Below are 16540 nucleotides of genomic sequence, written 5' to 3'. Positions count from 1 at the left end.
ATTATACCCCCAATTGTGGGCTGAGGGAGCGTGGCCTCAGAGCCTTGACAATGCGTGGTTGATGGAAGGCACAATGTGCGCGCCGGTGCGTCGCAGGGCTGTTTTTTTGTCAGGGTGGGTAGCGATGCCAAAGGGCTGGAAAGTGACGGCGATGCCGGCTTCCCGCAGGGTTGCGGCGGCCTCGGCCATGCCGTGCAGCCCGGCGACGCTGTCTTCGAAGCCGTAGAGGGTGATGGCGGGGGACAGCCCCTCGGTGAGGGGGCGGCTTTCCAGTAACCATGCCGCGGCGCGTTGCAAGGCGGCGCGCTCGTCGCCCAGGAGGGCGGCGAAAATGGCCGCCAGCGCATGGAAGGGCGCGGGCTTAAGCAGCGCTTTCTCTGGAGGGAGGTCGTATTGCTCGGCCAGCCAGGCCAGCCGTCCAAAGCCGATGAGGGGCAGGGAAGGCACGCCGGCTGCGGTGAGGGCCATTTCGGCTTCGGGGGCGTAGCCAGGCCGCGTCGGCTCGCCGTGCGGTGGCGCGGAAGGGCGGGCGGTGTAGGCCGCGGCGACGGCTTCCCCGCGGGCCAGCAGGGTTTGCAGGCGGGCTCGCGCCAGGGGTTCCAGCAAGGGGCGGTCGTACTGTTCGAGAAAGGAGGGGGTTTCTACTTCCGCGGGCAGGCCGTAGGTCGCGGTGAAGGCGGCGCTGCCGAGGGCAAATTGCTGAAACAGGCGGGTGGTGTGGTTCTGGGCGACGTCGCGGGTGTGGCTCAGCAGGCGGCGGAGGAGCGGCGAGGCAGCCGGCAGGTGGGGGAAGGGGGCGTGGTCAGGATCTTGGTGCTGCTGGGCAAGGGCAACTTCCGCGGGGTAAGCCCCGGCACGCAGGTGAGGGACCAGCCGCAGCACCGCGGCACGGTAATCGGGGGGCGGGGGCGGCTGGTCGGGATGGGAGGCGTCCAGCGCGCCTTCCGGCGGTGTGCCATAGGCTGCAGCCCACGCATCCCACACCGCGGCGAGCATTAGCGGGAGCATATCCCACTCGCTGGTGATGCTGTGGGCTTCGTAGAAGGCGATGACTTCTTCGTCTGGGGGCGGCATGTCGGGCCAGCCCCAGCCGCGCACGCAGTGCCGGAAGACGGCCTCAATGGCTTTGCGGTAGCCGAGGGGCTGTACCAGCACGCCGTCCAGGTCGAAAAGCAGCACGTTCATCGGTGGCGGCGTTCCAGTTCAGCGGCGATGTCGTCGGGCGTCAGGTCGCGCGCCAGCATCAGCACCAGCACGTGGTAGGCCAGGTCGGCGATTTCTTCGGTCAACCGCTGGTCGTCTTGCGCCAGCGCGGCCACAATGACCTCGGCGGCCTCTTCGCCGACTTTCTGGGCGATGCGGGGAAGCCCGGCTTCTAACAGGCGGGCGGTGTACGATTCCGGGCGCGGGTGCGCCTGGCGTTCCTGGAGGATGGCGTAAAGTTCGTTAAGGGTCATGGTGTTTTGGGGGCTTGGTTACCTGGTTACTTGGTTGCTTGGTCGGCGGTGGGCGGCCAGGGGGCGAATGTGAGCGCGGGGAAACGGCGGTAGAAGCATGAGGTGTTACCGGTGTGGCAGGCCGGGCCCGCGGGTTCCACCAGCAGCAAGAGGGTGTCCGCGTCGCAGTCGACGCGGATTTCCACCACCTTTTGGATGTTGCCGGAAGTGGCCCCTTTGTGCCATAGTTCTTGCCGGCTGCGGGACCAGAAATGCGCTTCGCCGGTTTCCAGCGTGCGCTTGAGGGCCTCTTCGTTCATGTAGGCCACCATGAGCACCTGGTGGGTATGGGCGTCCTGCACCACGGCGGGAATCAGGCCGCGTTCGTCGAATTTGAGGGAGGGTAGTGGGGGCATGGGGAGACCTCATCGCGAGGGTTGGTTGGGGTTGCGGTAAATTGTCACCGCCCCGAACACGGCGACCGGCACCCAGTGAGTTTGAATTTCAACGGTCATTTGCCGAATAGAGGGGGTTTTGACGCCCCAGTTTCGCCAGATGGGGTCGATGACGGCATATTGGGCATGGGGGTAACGGAGTTCATAGAGCCAGCGAGTGCGTGAAATGCCCGCGGGGAAGAAGGGCGTTGTCTTCCCCATCGCGGCGAGCGTAATCTGGAAATCGGTGGCGTGTCCGGGCATGGCCCACGCCAGTGCGGGAGAAGCCACCACCAGGTCGTCCTCTTGGGTGTGTTCCCGCATATAGATGATGGTCTGTTGGGCGTCGTGGGTAGGGGTCAGGGCAAGAGCGATGTGGCCCGCAAAATTGCCCTGAAGCACTTCAATGGCCTGAGCGCCCTCGTAGGTCAGGCCGGCGAGGAGCAGGGCAAAGAGCAGCAATGCACTGCCCCAGAGGGCGATTTGGTGCTGAAGGCCAGAAGGCACCCGATCGAGGGGAGAACGCGTGAACAAGCCTTTGAGCAGGTGTTGCAGGCGTTGTGTGGCCCAGGGAAGGCCATAGCGCAACAATGCGCCCAGCCCGGCGGCGTGGTAAGGCCAGTAGGGAATTTGGTAATAGAGGCCGAACCCTCCCATAAAGCGGGTGCGGGCCATGAACAGCCAGGGAATGCCCCAAAAGACCAGCGCTGTGCCCCAAATGCGTCGTGAACGGGGGGCAAGCAGCCAGCCAATTTGGCTCAAAGTCCACCAGAGGTATACGTTGCCGATGACCGAGAAGTTGAGAATCAGCAGCACGAGTTGGGGCACCAGCGATTGCGAGGTGTTCCACAGCAACGAAGTGAGGTCGTGGAGCATCCACGGCGAGCGCACGGCAAGCGCTCCCAGCATCACCCCCAAAGGTAGCAAGCCTGACACCATCATCCACAGGGTGTCCTTCGGGCGATGCCAGAGCACAAGGAGGAAGAGGGCGAGCAGAAAAGGCCAAAAGGCCAGGTCGGTGCAGGCGGCCAGCCCGATCAGCACGGCAGCGGCCGCTCCCCACCAGCGGGAAGCCTTGTTGAAGTAGCGGGTGAGAGCAATGGCGCTTCCCATGATGAGGGCTGCGCCGAGGTGGTAGCTGAAAGCCATGCGCTGGTAGAGCACCCACCAGCCCAGGCCGGCATAGATCCACACCGAGGCGGCAGCCCACCCTCTATCGTGGCTGTTGAGCCAGATCCAGATGTAAAAGAGCGCGATGGTGAGCAGGCTGAGGAAGACCGCCGCGCCGCGCGCGAGGGTCATGTCCAGAGGATGGAAATGGCTAAGGACCGTGAGCAGCCAGGGAAAGAGCGGCAGGCGAGCAGCCATAAGCATGCCGTCGCGCACGCCCAGGTAATCCCAATGGTGCTGCGTCAGGAAACTGCGCGCCAGCGCCAGGGCTGTGCCTTCGTCCGAATACCACCCCGGGACGCGGCTCAGCGCGAGGCCCCGCAGGGCCGCGGCGACGGCCAGCGCCGGGACGAGGATGGCGACGTGCGCCCACCATTTGGAGAAAGCCGCGCGCAAGGAAGCCATAGACAACCCGTTAGTGCCGAAAATGCCGCACGCCGGTGAAGACCATAGCCAGCCCGAGGCGGTCGGCGGCTTCGATGACCTGCTGGTCGCGGATCGAACCGCCGGGCTGCACCACGGCGGTCACGCCGAGTCTGGCGGCTTCCTCGATGCCGTCGGGGAAGGGGAAGAAGGCATCGGAAGCCAGCACGCTGCCCGCGGCCTTTTCGCCGGCGCGCTCGCCCGCGATGCGCACGCAGTCCACCCGGTTGGGCTGGCCGCCGCCGATGCCCACGGTGGCGAAGCCGCCTTCAGTGGGGCGGGCCAGCAGCACCGCGTTCGATTTGACATGCTGCACGGCCTTCCACGCAAAGCGCAAGGCGGCCATTTCGGCTGTGGTGGGCTGTTTTTGCGTGACCACCCGCCACTCGGCGTCGGGCGGGTCGCCGTGGTCCACCTCTTGGGCGAGGAAGCCGCCCAGCACGCGGCGGTATTCGGTTTCCTGCGCGGGCAGGCCGTTTTCCCGCGTCAGCAGGCGGATGCGCTTGCGCTTTTGGGTGAGGCGCGCTTCGGCTTCGGGGGTGAAACCGGGGGCGATGATGGCCTCGACGAACAGTTTGCCCAAGGCGTCCACGAAGGCTTCGTCCACCGGGCGGTTGGCGGCAATCACGCTGCCGAAGGCGGAAACCGGGTCGCTGGCGATGGCGTGGGGCAGGGCCGCGGCGATGCTTTCGCCCACGGCCACGCCGCACGGGCTGAGGTGCTTGACCACCACCGCCGCAGGTTGATCGTAAGCCTGCACCGCCCGCCAGGCAGCGTCCAGGTCGAGCAGGTTGTTATAGGAAAGGGGCTTCCCGGCATAGCGCACGGCCGCGCCCAGGGGCGTGGCATCGGGCGCGGCGGCGTAGTAAGCCGCGCTTTGGTGCGGGTTCTCGCCGTAGCGCAGCGGATAGGTGGGGAAGAGGGCCAGGTGCACGGCCTGGGGGGCCTCGCTTTGCGCCGCGAGGTAGCGCTGGATGGCCGCGTCGTAGGCTAAGGTGCGGGCAAAGGCCTTTTGCGCCATGCGCAGGCGGAAGGCCGCGGGGTCGGCGGGGTCGAGGGCTTCGGCGTAGTCGGCGGGGTCGCAGAGCACGGTCACGCGGGCGAAGTTTTTGGCCGCAGCACGCAGCAGCGCCACGCCGCCGATGTCAATCATCTCCACGGCCTCGGCTAAGGTGGTCTCCGGTTGCGCGACGACCTGCTCGAAGGGGTAGAGGTTGACCACCACCATGTCGATCAGCGGCCAGCCGCGGCTGGCGACCGCGGCGCGGTCTTCCTCGGTGTCGCGCGCCAGAATCCCGGCATGGATGGCCGGATGCAGGGTCTTCACCCGCCCGTCGAGCATTTCCGGTTCGCCGGTGACGGCGCTGACGGGCGTGACGGGCAGCCCGGCGGCTTCCAGCGCGCGGGCGGTGCCGCCGCTGGCGAGCAGTTGCCAGCCGCGGGCGTGCAGTTGGCGGGCGAAATCCACCAGGCCGGTTTTGTCGTACGTGGAAAGCAGGACTGTGGGCATGGGCAACCTCCGCAAGTGGGATGGGGTATTTTACCAAAGAAGGTAACTACTCATCTGCCGGAAACAGATCACGGATGACACGGATGGTCACGGATGCACACGGATTTTTAGGACGCCAAGACCGCCAAAAGGGCGCCAAGGCCGCCAAACAATGGAAGTAAGCGTGATGCTTTTCCGCATTTTTCACCCAATCTGTGCTCATCTGTGAAATCGGTGGATGTTTTTCTGCGAAATCTGTGGAATCTGTGGTTTCTCCCTGCTCGGGCTGAGCAGTTACCAAAGAAGGCCGTTGACTTCTGCGCGGGTTTGTTATAAAGTACAGCATCCCCGGAAGGAGGTGCTCCATGCCCCCGAAATTCCCCAGCGAGGCCTGGCTGAAGGCGCTGGAAGCCCGCCTGAACCGCGACGAGCGGTATGCCCGCGTGGCCCGCAACTGGGAAGGCGACCTGGCCTTCGTCATTGAGCCGGATGCTTCCGGCGAACTCGCAGCCCCTATGGTGCTGTATGTGGATTTGTGGCACGGGAAGTGCCGCGGCAGCGCGATGTTGCAGGATGTGGCGGAGAAAAACCCCGCTTTCGTGCTCACCGCGTCGCTGGAAAACTACCGTAAGGTGCTGGATGGCCGTCTGGACCCCATGCAGGCCATGCTGACGCGCAAACTCAAGGTTAAAGGAAGCATGGCTTATATGATGCGCAATGTGCCGGTGGTGCTCGATTTCGTGCGCGTGTGCCGGGAGGTGGGGAAAGAGGATTGACGCCGCGGCTATCTTTTGGGGGGCGGCGGTGTTTTCTCAAGAAAATCCGGTGAAACCGCAGATGACGCCGATTGCGCAGATGCGGAGAGGAAAACACAGAAAGCACAGAAAAACGGTCATTACCTACGTGGTGGCAAAACGCCTCTGGCGGCAGTTTTTTTGGAGTGCGGCGACGAGTCGCCGCTTTCCAAAGCGGTGCCGAGGCACCACACTCCAAAAAATGGCGTTTTCAAAGGCAGGTGTCTGCCCTTGAACCGCATGCGGGGAGGGGACGGGGGCGGGGTCAACGCAGCGGCGGCGCCAAAGGAAAACGCGGTGTGAAAACACGCCCTGCATTGCCAGCGCTACGATTGGGGTAGGGTAGGTAATGACCAAAATTCTGTGCTTTCGGTGCCGTTTCTGTGCCTTCTGTGGTTTTCCATCGGTGATTTCTCTTTGCTGAGGCTGAACAGTTACAAAAAATCTGCGTTCCTCTGCGCGATCTACGGTTTCCCCCCCGAAGGAGGCAGGCATGTCATCAACGGCCGCGACGGAATACAGGGTTTACGGCTACCGCTGGGTGGTGCTGGCGGTGTATATGCTCGCCGTGCTCGCCAATCAGATGCTCTGGATCACCTTCGCCCCCATCACCGGCGAGGCGACCCGCTACTTTGGCGTTTCGGATTTGAGCATTGGGCTGCTTTCCATGGTCTTCATGATCGTCTATCTCTTCGCCGCCATTCCGGCCTCATGGGCCATCGACACCTACGGCATTCGGCTGGCGGTGGGCATTGGGGCGGTGCTGACCGGCGTGTTTGGCCTGCTGCGCGGGCTGGCCGGGGCCAACTTCGGCCTGGTGCTGGCGGCGCAAATCGGCATTGCCCTGGGGCAGCCGTTCATCCTCAACGCGGTGACCACCGTCGCGGCGCACTGGTTCCCCCAGGATGAGCGCGCCACCGCCGCCGGGCTGGGTTCTCTGGCCATCTACCTCGGCATCCTCGCGGGCATGCTGGCGACGCCTTTCCTCGCCTTGCACCTCGGCCTGCACGCCATGCTGCTGGCCGACGGCGTCTTCGCTTTGCTTGTGGCGGCGGCATTTGTGGCCTTCGCGCGGGAACGCCCGCCCACGCCGCCCTGCCCGCCCGGCCAGGAGGAACGCTCGCTGGTGCTGGACGGCCTGAAGCAGATGCTCCGCCAGCGCGATTTCCAGTTGCTGCTCGCCATTTTCTTCATCGGCCTGGGGGTGTTCAACGCGGTTTCCACCTGGATTGAAGACATTTTGCGCCCGCGCGGCTTCTCGGCCACCCAGGCGGGCATCACCGGCGGGCTGATGATTCTCGGCGGCATTGCGGGCGCCATCGTGCTGCCGTTGCTTTCCGACCGCTACCGCCGCCGCAAGCCCTTCCTCGTGCTGGCAGTGCTCGGCGCGCTGGTGGGCATGGTCGGCCTGACCTACGCGGGCACCTACGGCCTGCTGCTGACCGCTGCCTTTGTGCTGGGCTTTTTCCTGCTCAGCGCGGGGCCGATTGGCTTCCAGTACGGCGCGGAAATCACTTACCCCGCGCCGGAGGGCACTTCCAACGGCCTGCTGCTGCTCATGGGGCAGATTGCGGGCATCGCCTTCATTTTCGGGATGGATGCCCTGAAATCGCCGACCACCGGCTCGATGACGCTTTCGCTGGTGTTGCTGATGGGGCTGGTGGGGCTGGCGTTTTTCCTTGCCCTCCTTTTGCCGGAAGCCCCCTTCGTGGAGGCCGCCGATGCAGCCGATTTTGCAGATTGACCTCACTACCGGGAAGGCAGCCCCGCGCACGGTGCCGCCCGAGGCTGCCCGCACTTACCTGGGCGGCTCGGCGTTGGCGGCGCGCCTGCTCTATGAAGCCCTGAGCGCCGATACCGACCCGCTGGCCCCCGAAGCGCCGCTGCTCATCCTCACCGGCCCGCTGACCGGCACCCTCGGCCCGGCCACTGGCCGCTTCGTGGTCTGCGGCCGATCGCCCGCCACGCACCTCTGGGCGGAATCCAACGTCGGCGGCTTCTGGGGACCGGAACTGCGCGCCGCGGGCTATGACGGCCTGTGGATCACCGGCCGCGCGCCGGCCTGGGCTTTCCTGTGGATTCACGATGGCCATGTGGAACTGCGGGAAGCCCCCGACCTCGCCGGGCTGGATACCTACGCCCTGCAGGAAGCCGTGCGCGCCGCGGTGGGCGAGCCGCGCGCCCGGGTGCTGGGCATCGGCCCCGCGGGGGAGGCGCAAATCCCCTTCGCTTCCCTGCTCACCGACCACGGGCGGATGGCCGGGCGCACCGGCCTGGGGGCTGTTTTCGGGGCCAGGCGCCTGAAGGCCATCGCGGTGCGCGGGCGGGGGCGCATTCCCCTGGCCGACCCGCAGGCTTACGCGGCCCTGCGTTCCCGCGTCAACCGCGCCCTGCGGAGCGACAACCTCACCCAGACCCTGCACGCGCTGGGCACCGCGGGCGCGGCCGATTATTTTGACTACCTCGGCGAGATGCCGAAAAAGTATTTCCGCGCCGGTGCATGGGAAGGCGCGGCCCGGGTTTCCGGCGCGGCGGTGGCCGAATCGCTGCTGGTGGGCACCTCGGCCTGCCACGGCTGCGTGATTGCCTGCGGCCGGGTGGTGGACCTGGGCGACGGCGTGCGCCGCAAGGGGCCGGAATACGAGGCGCTGGTGGGCTTTGGCCCCAACTTGCTCATCGACGACCCCGCCGCCATTACCCGTCTGAGTGAAGTTTGCGACCGCTACGGGCTGGATGTTATCAGCATGAGCGGCACGCTGGGGCTGGCGTTCTACCTTTTCGAGCAGGGGGTGCTCACCGAGCGGGAAACTGGCGGCCTGCGGCTGCGCTGGGGTGACCCCGCGCTGGTGGAGGAACTCATCCATCGGACCGTGCGGCGGGAAGGCTTCGGCGCGTGGCTGGCCGAAGGCAGCCTGGCGCTGGCGCGGCGGCTGGGCGTGGAAGAGGAGGCCGTGCAGGTGCGCGGCCTGGAAATGCCCTACCACGACCCGCGGGGCGCGTCGGGCATGGCGTTGGTGTATGCCACCTCGCCGCGCGGGGCCTGCCATAACCAGTCCGACTACTTCCTCGCCGACATCGGCCAGGTGGAAGAGCGCCTCGGCCTGGCTTTCTACGACCGCCACGCGGGGGCGGAAAAAGCCGCCAACGTCGCCCGCCACCAGGACTGGCGCACGTTGCAAAACGCGCTTGTGATGTGCTTTTTTGCCAATGTGCCGCCCGACGACGTGGCCGCGCTGGTGAGCGCCGCGGTGGGGGAGGATTACACCGTGGAAGACCTGCTGACCGTGGGGGAACGCGCCTGGCACCTGAAGCGGCTGCTCAACCTGCGGCTGGGGCTGAAACCGGAAGACGACCGCCTGCCCGCACCCCTGTTGGAACCCCTGCCCGACGGCGGCGCGGCGGGCTACCGCATTCCCTTTGACGAGATGCTGGCCGCCTACTACGAAGCCCGCGGCTGGGACCCTGAAACCGGTGCGCCGCGCCCCGAGGTGCGCTCCCGGCTGGGCTTGCCGGGGGCGTAGCAAAAACACCGGTATCTATTCAGCCCCGGCAAAGCGAAACCACAGAGATTCCGCAGAAAAAAATCCACCGATTTCACAGATGAGCATAGATTGGCCAAACGCCGAATAAAAAACAGGGGCGGGGCAAGCCGTCTGTGCGGGTGCTTGTCATGCGTGCCACGGTGGGGGGGCTTTCCCGCGGTACAATGGGGCATCTTCCTGCAGGAGTGAGGTATGGGCCGGAAAAGTTTCACCCTGAGCGTGCTGTTGACTTTTGGACTGGCTTTGGCCCTCGCGGCCTGCGCGGCCCAGTTCCCGGCGCGTTCCCCCACGGTGACGGCGTCGCCGCGCCCGCTGGCTTCCCTTGCCGCGTCGCCTGCGCCAACGGCTGCCGCGACCGCGCGGCCTTCCCCCATGCCTGCGCCTGCTCCCCAGGCCCTCCGCGTGGCGTTGCTTGCCCACATCCACACCCTGGATCCTTTCGCGGCTTACGGCGACGAAGCGGCTTTCCTCGCCAACATCTACGAAACCCTGGTGCGCCTCAACCCGCCGGGGGTGCAGCCGCGCTTTGCGCCCCTCCTGGCCGACCGCTGGGAGCACAACGCCGATGGCACGGTGTGGACGTTCCATTTGCGGCCGGGGGTGCGTTTTCACGACGGTGAGCCGCTGACCGCCGAGGCGGTGAAGGCTTCCCTGGAAACCGCCGCGACCCGCGGCGCGGATGCCTTCCTGTGGGCGCCATTGGAACGCATCGAGGTGGTGGACGACGCCACGGTGCGCTTTTTCCTCAAGCAGCCTGCACCGCTGTTGTTCATCCTGGCCGCGCCTTACGATGCCTGGATCGTCAGCCCGAAGGCGCTGGCTGCGGTGGCGAAAGACGCCGATTATTTTGAAAAGGGGCACGATGGGGGCACGGGGCCTTACCGATTGAGTGATTATGTGCCTGGCAAGGACGTGATTTTAAGGCGCTTTGAAAAATATTGGGGTGGCTGGCAGGCGGGGCAACTCGCTATGGTGCATATCCAGATCGTGCCCAATGCCGCCACCGAGGTGGGGTTGTTGATGTACGGAAAGGTGGATTTGGTTGGCCCTCTTCCCTTTGCCGAAGCACAGCGCCTTGCGAACCAGCCGGATTTTCGCTTGCAGACTGTGGGTACGGCGAGGAACTATCTCGCCTTTTTCAACACCCTGCGCCCCCCGCTGGACGACCCGCGGGTGCGCCAGGCGCTGGCTTATGCGGTGCCGTATGCAGAAATCATCCGCCGCACGGGGGGGCTGGGGGTGCAGAGCCGTGGTCCGGTGCCGCAGGGCATGTGGCCGTGGTCGGAAGAGGTGGCGCAGTACCACGAAGATTTGGCGAAGGCGCGGGCGCTGCTGGAAGCCGCGGGCGTCGCGCCGGGTGGCCTGAAACTGACCCTCACCTATGCTGAGGAAGACCCCGCCCAGGCCGAAATCGCCGCTGCCCTCAAGGAAGGCTGGGCGCGGCTGGGCGTGGAGGTGCTGATCCGCCCGATGCGCTGGCGTGACCAGTGGGCGTTTGCCCGCACCGACCCCGAAAGCCCTGAAACGCAGGATGTCTTCCTGATGCGTTACGAACCGGCCTACGGCGACGGCATTGCCGATAACCTCTGGACGCTCTTCCACAGCAGCAAGCAGCCCTTCCTCAACCTTTCATACTGGCAGAATGCCGAATTCGATGCCCTGCTGGAGAAGGCCTGGCGGGAAAGCGCCACCGACCTCGCGGCGGCCCAGGCCGACGCGGTGAAAGCCGAAAACCTGCTGGTGGCGGCTTCCCCCGCCCTTTTCCTCTATGACGAGCAGGCGGCTTTCGTGCTGCCCGACGGTTTGCAGGGGTTCCGTTACAATCTCAACGACCCCCGTGTACCGTTTTTCTTCTATGACCTGAAGATGGCCCCTTGACCCTGCCGGCAGCCTTGCTGCGCCGCTGCCGGGCTTGGCTTTCGCCGCGCTTTCGGTTACAATGGAAGGGCAGCGGGGTTATGCTTCGCAGGCAATATCTCTTATCCATTTTCCCCCGGTAACAAACCGGCAACTTGTAAGGAGTTAATGATGAGCACGAACGATGCCCAAAGCGAATTCGAGCGGCGTTTAGCGGAAGACCGCAAGCGCATCCAGGAACAGCAGGCCGAGCGGGCGCGTGAAGAGGCTGCTGCGCGTGCTGAGCGCCAGCGCAAGGCGCAGGAAGCCCTGGAAATGCTGGGCGCGCAGGCCAAAAAAGAAGAGGCCAAACCTGAGCGCCCCAGCCTGCCCGCAGTGCACGTGGTGGAATCCGGCGACACCCTCAGCGCGATCGCCCTCAAATATTACGGCAACGCGGCGCTGTGGACAGAAATTTACAAGGCCAACAAGCGCACCATCGGCGACGACCCGGGCAAAATCTTTCCCGGTCAGAAACTTGACATTCCGGCGCTGTAGGTCGGCAGTCACGAAGAGGACAGCCCCATGAGCAATACCTTGAACATGGCGCAGTTGTTTGAGTTTGTCACCCAGGCGCTGAGCCAGAAACGGGAAGATTTGAACGCCGCCGACACCTATAACCATGACCACGGCGACCATGTGGTGGAAGTTTTTCAACTGGTCGAGCAGGTGGCGAAGGAAAACCCCAGCCTGGAACCGGCGGACATTCTGGCGCGTGCCAGCGAGATGTTGCAGCAAAAGCCGACCGGTACGGCCCAGGCGTATGCCCAGACCATGGCACAGGGCGCGCAGCAACTGCGCGGCAAGCCCCTCACACAACAGACCTTGCCTTTGCTCATCCAGGCGTTGCTGGGTTCGGCGCAGGGGGGCACGGCTGCGCAACCCCAGGCGCAGCAGCCAGCCCAGGGCGGCGACTTGCTCGGCGGCCTGTTGGGTGCGCTGACGGGCGGCGGTCAGCAACCTGCACAGCAGCCGCAACAGCAACAGCAGCCCGCGGGCGGCGACCTGCTGGGCGGCCTGTTGGGTGCGCTCACCGGCGGGCAGGCGCAAGGCTCGGGAAGTCAGGGCGGCGGGCTGAGCGATGGCCTTGGCCTTGACGATCTGATGCGCGCCGGCAGTGCTTTCCTGCAGGCTTCCCAAAGCGGGCACAGCACCACTGAGGCGGCGCTGGATGCGTTGGCCGCGGCAACCGGCGTGGGACAAACGCCGCATCGCGCCCAGTCGGCCAAGGTGGTGGTGCAGGCCATCATGCAGGCCGCGCAAATGATGAGCGGCAAGTAAGTTTTCTTTTTGAGCGTGAACTTTGCGGCGGGGCTGGCGTAGGTCGGCCCCGCCGTTTGCTTGAAGTGGACGTGGGGCGCCTTGTAGGGTCGGGACGCTCTCTCAAGCCTCTTTGGGTGCACGGCAAGCCGCCGTGCCGAAGTTTGCGGCTTGCTTTCCGTGCTGCCGCGGCGTATACTGAGGGTGGTGGTTGGCGTTGAGTAAAAGGAAGTATGGGAGGTGGTCTATGAAGCGCAGTTTTATGTGGCAGGTTGGGATGGCCCTGGCAGGGGTGGCGGTGGCGTTGGCGGCGTGTGCGCCAGGCGCTTCCCCCGCAACCACCCCCACGCCGGACGCCACCGCGATGTGGCAAAGCGAATGCCTGCAGGCCACGGTGCGCGCCCTGGAGATGGAACGTCAGCGTTACGCGGACTGGCTGCAGCAGGCTTCGGGTGATCAGGCAGCGTCGTATCGCCACACACTGGCGTATATTGATGCCGCGTTGGCGAAGGATCGTGGCCTTACGCCGGACGAATTTCGTATAGCCGAAGTTTACCGCGAGATGGTCCCTGTTTTGGGGAACCAGCAGGGTCAGGACGATATTGGAGAGCCGCAGCCCATCGTGCTGGAAGACGCATGGGTGGAGCAGACGCCGCCGGGGCTGCTTTTTTATGCTGGCATGAGCCGTTCAGGCCCGTTTTACACCGTTGTGGGAGTGCCAGGGGGTGATTTTGGCGCACTCAAGCCTGGGGTGCACTATCGTGTGGTGCTCCAGCCGCTGATGCCCGCGACGTATCCTTTCCCCTCTTTTTATGTGTGCATCAAGGAATTGGGCGTGGTGAAAAAGTGAGCGTTCAGGGAGTGGGTGTGGCCGTGGGGCGAATGGGGACGCCCCGCGCCGCGAGGTAGTTCTTCAAATCGGGAATGCGCAACACACCATCGTGGAAGAGGGAAGCCGCGAGGGCGGCATCGGCTTTTCCGGTGGTCAGCACGTCGGCAAAGTGCTCCGGTTTCCCAGCCCCGCCCGAGGCGATGACCGGCACGGGCACGGCTTCGGCGACGGCGCGGGTGAGTTCCAGGTCGTAGCCTGCTAAGGTGCCGTCGGCGTCCATGCTGGTGAGCAGGATTTCGCCCGCGCCGAGTTCCACGCCGCGCACGGCCCATTCGAGGGCATCGAGGCCGGTGGGAGTGCGTCCGCCGCTGATGTAAACTTCCCAGCGAGGCGGTTCGTGAGGAGGCGAGACGCGTTTGGCGTCGATGGCGAGTACGATGCACTGTGCGCCGAAACGCTCGGCGCCTTCGGTGAGGATGCGGGGGGTGCGCACAGCCGCAGAGTTGACGCTGACTTTGTCGGCCCCCGCCAGCAGCAGGCGGCGCATGTCGTCCACGCTGCGGATGCCGCCGCCCACCGTCAGGGGCATGAAGACGACTTCGGCGACGCGGGAAACCAGGTCGGCGGTGGTGGCACGGCCTTCCGGGGTGGCCGAAATATCCAGGAAGACCAGTTCGTCGGCTCCCTGGGCGTCGTAGAGGCGGGCTTGTTCCACCGGGTCGCCGGCGTCGCGCAGGTTGACGAAGTGAACGCCTTTGACGACGCGGCCGTCGCGAATGTCGAGACAGGGAATAATGCGTTTGGTGAGCATGGGCTTTCCTTGCGGAGGTGGGGTCAGGGTTGTTCCAGGGCGTCGAGGGGGCTGCGGACGGCGTAGGGGCCGCGTTTGAGGACATGGGTGTATATCATGGTGGTGCGGACGTCTTTGTGGCCGAGGAGTTCCTGGACGGTGCGGATGTCGTAGCCGTGTTCCAGGAGGTGGGTGGCGAAGGAATGCCGCAGGACGTGGGGGGTGACGTGTTTGGTGATGCGGGCGGCTTTGGCAGCCTGACGGATGGCTTTCTGGATGCTGCTGGGGTGCAGGTGATGGCGGCGCAGGCCCTGACCGCGGGGGTCGGGGCCGAGACGTTCCGCAGGGAAGAGGTATTGCCATTCCCAGCGGCGTGCCGCGGTGGGGTATTTGCGTTCCAGCGCGTCGGGGAGGGAGACGCCGCGCCAGCGCGGGTTTTGCTGGTCGCGCAGGTAGAGGCGGTGGACTTTTTGGATTTGTATTTTGAGGTGCGGCTGGAGGGTTTCCGGCAGCAGGGTGACGCGATCTTTGTCGCCCTTGCCGCTGCGCACGAAGATGTAATGGTTGGCGAAATCGATGTCTTGGATGCGAAGGCGCAGGGCTTCGGAGAGGCGCAGCCCGCTGCCGTAGAGCAGTTGGGCCACCAGCCAGGGGGTGCCGTCGAGGAAGGTCATCAGGCGGCGTATTTCTTCCTGCGAAAGGACGGTGGGCAGGCGCTGGGGGCGCTTGGCGAGGGTGAAGTTCAAGGTTGGAGGGAGTTCCCGTTGGAGGACGTGGCGGTAGAGGAAGAGAAGGGCGCTGAGGGCCTGGTTTTGGGTCGAAGTGGCGACGTGCTCGTGGGTGGCGAGGTAGGAGAGGAAGGCTTCAATTTCCGGTGCGCCCATTTGAGCCGGGTGGCGTTTGTTGTGGAAGAGGATGAACCGGCGGACCCACTGGACGTAGGACTGTTCGGTGCGGTAGGAGTAGTGGCGGCTGCGGAGGGCGGCGCGTACGCGGTCGAGTAACTTGGGTTGTTGGGTGGGGTGAGGCATGGTGTCGCCTCCTTGACTTTTTAGCAAAAGAGAGTAAGATAAGGTAAAGTAGCGTTAATGGACAGTTAATCTCCCGCGCTTAAGGTGCCTGAATTCCGCTTTTGACGCTTTGGGGTGATTTTATCACGCTTACAGGAGAGCCGAACCCCGGTTTTTAAGCGGAATGTTCACAATCATCTTTCCATAGTTGGTTGTTATAAAGCGCGAGGGCGGGAGAAGCAGACGTTAGGCCAAAGGTCAGCGAGGAAGAACGAGAAGCGAAAAAAACGCCGTCGCAAGCAGAAATTCTGACACGCACAGGCCGCCGGTGTAAGGCAAAAAGGCAGATCATGCCGTGGGCAGTTGGGTTGAGCGGCGGGCGAGTTGAAGAGCAGGCACCTTGAAAAGCCAAAGTGGGGCTGGTTGGGCAAGTGACTATGTCCCCCAAAAGTGGCAAATCGGCGCAGGCCAGCGGAGGGCAAGCGAAGAGGTGTTGGAGTCTTGGCAAAACTGGCAGAGGCGGCTTGGGTAGGTTGTGGTGAGCGCGTGGCGGAGGCTATCGTTGAGGCTGCGGCTTGGAGGTTGGGCAAAAGCTGCGTGGCAAGCGAGGTGCGGTTTGTCGGCAGGGGTGCTCTTGGCTGGTGCTTGTCGGTGGCAGGTAAAGAGTGGGTGGAGGCGCAAGAGTTTTTGGAGGGGCTGGTCAACGGGCAAGCGAAAGGTGGTTGCGCGCAGCGCAGAGTTGGGCTAAACTGAGGGCAGGTCGAGGCAAAGCCGATGGCTTCTGCCAGTCCGTGCAGGGCATGGTCGGCGAGACACCTTTGTGAAGGCCAAACCTCTATCAGGCCGGGCAAAAGTTGGCAAAAGCCGGTGAGGCAAGGCGGGGCGTGGCCTAACCGTGCGTGCAGCGGACGGGGCTGCGCCCCTCGGTGACCGTGGCGGCAAAAAATCAGAGGTGCATTCGCCAGCCGTGGTGCTGGGTAAACACGCCCCGCCGCTGACGCAATCGTTGGGCGCGAGGGAGAAAGGTGGGATCCGCCGAGGCAGGTGGGGCTGCGAACGGCGCGACAAAGCGGGCTTGCCGCAGGGCGTGGGGAAAGCGGAGGGTTTGGCAAGCGGCGGCGAGGCCGATTGAGCGGCAGGCGGATTGGACCGCGAGGCACATTGCCAATTGAGGTGAAGCCGGTTGGTCGGGATGCTGTTGTCCGCTGTGGTGCAGTGGGGCTAAGGCAAGGCTTTGGCAAGCGGTGGCGAGTGAGAGGCTGAGGCTTTTTTGCGGTGGTGGTTTTCCAAACGCGAGTTGAGGGGGGGGGCAGAAGCTGCCGTTGAGGCCGCGGCCTGGTTATGGGGTTGAGGCGCTGGTCAAAGCGGCGAGGGGCTTCCCTTAGCCAAGGGGCTTTTGAATTTGTCGCCAACGGGCTGGCAAAAAGTGCTTGCGCAGAGCAGCGGCCTGGGCTAAACTGAAGT

At 64.6% G+C, this 16540-nt stretch carries 14 protein-coding genes; 7 read left to right on the top strand and 7 right to left on the bottom strand.

The features are described from left to right. Nucleotides 1-36 precede the first annotated feature (36 nt). The 5 genes from ENJ54_05330 to purH are packed head-to-tail and all read right to left on the bottom strand — an operon-like array spanning nt 37 to nt 4973. Nucleotides 37-1185 carry a hypothetical protein gene (locus ENJ54_05330; protein HFC09259.1) on the bottom strand — a complete coding sequence of 383 codons (1149 nt, stop codon included), beginning with the start codon at nt 1183-1185 and terminating at the stop codon, nt 37-39. Then, complete coding sequence (gene hisE, locus ENJ54_05325) at nt 1182-1457, bottom strand: phosphoribosyl-ATP diphosphatase (protein HFC09258.1); 276 nt, start codon at nt 1455-1457, stop codon at nt 1182-1184. Before hisE ends, ENJ54_05330 begins: the two co-directional genes overlap by 4 nt. A 26-nt stretch (nt 1458-1483) precedes the next feature. Next, the gene (hisI, locus tag ENJ54_05320) at nt 1484-1852 is read right to left on the bottom strand and encodes a phosphoribosyl-AMP cyclohydrolase (protein HFC09257.1); all 369 of its coding nucleotides are present in this window, start codon (nt 1850-1852) and stop codon (nt 1484-1486) included. A gap of 9 nt (nt 1853-1861) precedes the next feature. Continuing rightward, nucleotides 1862-3445: a hypothetical protein gene (locus tag ENJ54_05315; GenBank protein HFC09256.1), complete on the bottom strand. Its 1584-nt coding sequence runs from the start codon at nt 3443-3445 to the stop codon at nt 1862-1864. Between the two features lie 10 nt (nt 3446-3455). After that, nucleotides 3456-4973 carry a bifunctional phosphoribosylaminoimidazolecarboxamide formyltransferase/IMP cyclohydrolase gene (gene purH / locus ENJ54_05310; GenBank protein HFC09255.1) on the bottom strand — a complete coding sequence of 506 codons (1518 nt, stop codon included), beginning with the start codon at nt 4971-4973 and terminating at the stop codon, nt 3456-3458. 344 nt (nt 4974-5317) lie between these two features. On the opposite strand from purH, the gene ENJ54_05305 reads away from it, so the two are divergent. The 7 genes from ENJ54_05305 (at nt 5318) to ENJ54_05275 (ending at nt 13294) form a co-directional block, all read left to right on the top strand. After that, a complete protein-coding gene (locus tag ENJ54_05305) occupies nt 5318-5728 on the top strand; it encodes a hypothetical protein (protein HFC09254.1) in 411 nt (136 codons plus the stop codon). 511 nt (nt 5729-6239) lie between these two features. Beyond that, nucleotides 6240-7490, top strand: a complete 1251-nt coding sequence (locus tag ENJ54_05300; GenBank protein ID HFC09253.1) for an MFS transporter — start codon at nt 6240-6242, stop codon at nt 7488-7490. Further along, nucleotides 7468-9267: an aldehyde ferredoxin oxidoreductase gene (locus ENJ54_05295; GenBank protein HFC09252.1), complete on the top strand. Its 1800-nt coding sequence runs from the start codon at nt 7468-7470 to the stop codon at nt 9265-9267. The genes ENJ54_05300 and ENJ54_05295 overlap by 23 nt, the downstream gene beginning before the upstream one ends. A gap of 213 nt (nt 9268-9480) precedes the next feature. After that, nucleotides 9481-11166: an ABC transporter substrate-binding protein gene (locus ENJ54_05290; GenBank protein ID HFC09251.1), complete on the top strand. Its 1686-nt coding sequence runs from the start codon at nt 9481-9483 to the stop codon at nt 11164-11166. A gap of 147 nt (nt 11167-11313) precedes the next feature. Further along, complete coding sequence (locus tag ENJ54_05285; GenBank protein HFC09250.1) at nt 11314-11682, top strand: LysM peptidoglycan-binding domain-containing protein; 369 nt, start codon at nt 11314-11316, stop codon at nt 11680-11682. 27 nt (nt 11683-11709) lie between these two features. Further along, on the top strand, nt 11710-12465 hold the full coding sequence (locus tag ENJ54_05280) for a hypothetical protein (GenBank protein ID HFC09249.1): 756 nt from the start codon (nt 11710-11712) through the stop codon (nt 12463-12465). Nucleotides 12466-12691: 226 nt separating this feature from the next. Further along, nucleotides 12692-13294 carry a hypothetical protein gene (locus ENJ54_05275; protein ID HFC09248.1) on the top strand — a complete coding sequence of 201 codons (603 nt, stop codon included), beginning with the start codon at nt 12692-12694 and terminating at the stop codon, nt 13292-13294. A gap of 4 nt (nt 13295-13298) precedes the next feature. Here the strand turns inward: ENJ54_05275 and hisF are convergent, their stop codons facing one another. Both hisF and ENJ54_05265 read right to left on the bottom strand, forming a co-directional pair. Further along, nucleotides 13299-14087, bottom strand: coding sequence for an imidazole glycerol phosphate synthase subunit HisF (hisF, locus tag ENJ54_05270; protein HFC09247.1), 789 nt, complete (start codon nt 14085-14087; stop codon nt 13299-13301). A gap of 23 nt (nt 14088-14110) precedes the next feature. Beyond that, nucleotides 14111-15097, bottom strand: a complete 987-nt coding sequence (locus ENJ54_05265) for an integron integrase (GenBank protein ID HFC09246.1) — start codon at nt 15095-15097, stop codon at nt 14111-14113. Nucleotides 15098-16540: the final 1443 nt, after the last annotated feature.

The sequence above is a fragment of the Chloroflexota bacterium genome (genome assembly GCA_011322445.1).
In the GTDB taxonomy this organism is placed as follows: Bacteria; Chloroflexota; Anaerolineae; order Anaerolineales; family DRMV01; genus DRMV01.
Note: the sequence above shows the minus strand (reverse complement) of the source record. Positions and strands in the feature narration are given on the sequence as shown.

Excerpts from the sequence above, each read along its gene's own strand:
- ENJ54_05330 (HFC09259.1), bottom strand. The coding sequence starts at position 1,185 with ATGAACGTGCTGCTTTTCGACCTGGACGGCGTGCTGGTACAGCCCCTC.
- hisE (HFC09258.1), bottom strand. The coding sequence starts at position 1,457 with ATGACCCTTAACGAACTTTACGCCATCCTCCAGGAACGCCAGGCGCAC.
- hisI (HFC09257.1), bottom strand. The coding sequence starts at position 1,852 with ATGCCCCCACTACCCTCCCTCAAATTCGACGAACGCGGCCTGATTCCC.
- ENJ54_05315 (HFC09256.1), bottom strand. The coding sequence starts at position 3,445 with ATGGCTTCCTTGCGCGCGGCTTTCTCCAAATGGTGGGCGCACGTCGCC.
- purH (HFC09255.1), bottom strand. The coding sequence starts at position 4,973 with ATGCCCACAGTCCTGCTTTCCACGTACGACAAAACCGGCCTGGTGGAT.
- ENJ54_05305 (HFC09254.1), top strand. The coding sequence starts at position 5,318 with ATGCCCCCGAAATTCCCCAGCGAGGCCTGGCTGAAGGCGCTGGAAGCC.
- ENJ54_05300 (HFC09253.1), top strand. The coding sequence starts at position 6,240 with ATGTCATCAACGGCCGCGACGGAATACAGGGTTTACGGCTACCGCTGG.
- ENJ54_05295 (HFC09252.1), top strand. The coding sequence starts at position 7,468 with ATGCAGCCGATTTTGCAGATTGACCTCACTACCGGGAAGGCAGCCCCG.
- ENJ54_05290 (HFC09251.1), top strand. The coding sequence starts at position 9,481 with ATGGGCCGGAAAAGTTTCACCCTGAGCGTGCTGTTGACTTTTGGACTG.
- ENJ54_05285 (HFC09250.1), top strand. The coding sequence starts at position 11,314 with ATGATGAGCACGAACGATGCCCAAAGCGAATTCGAGCGGCGTTTAGCG.
- ENJ54_05280 (HFC09249.1), top strand. The coding sequence starts at position 11,710 with ATGAGCAATACCTTGAACATGGCGCAGTTGTTTGAGTTTGTCACCCAG.
- ENJ54_05275 (HFC09248.1), top strand. The coding sequence starts at position 12,692 with ATGAAGCGCAGTTTTATGTGGCAGGTTGGGATGGCCCTGGCAGGGGTG.
- hisF (HFC09247.1), bottom strand. The coding sequence starts at position 14,087 with ATGCTCACCAAACGCATTATTCCCTGTCTCGACATTCGCGACGGCCGC.
- ENJ54_05265 (HFC09246.1), bottom strand. The coding sequence starts at position 15,097 with ATGCCTCACCCCACCCAACAACCCAAGTTACTCGACCGCGTACGCGCC.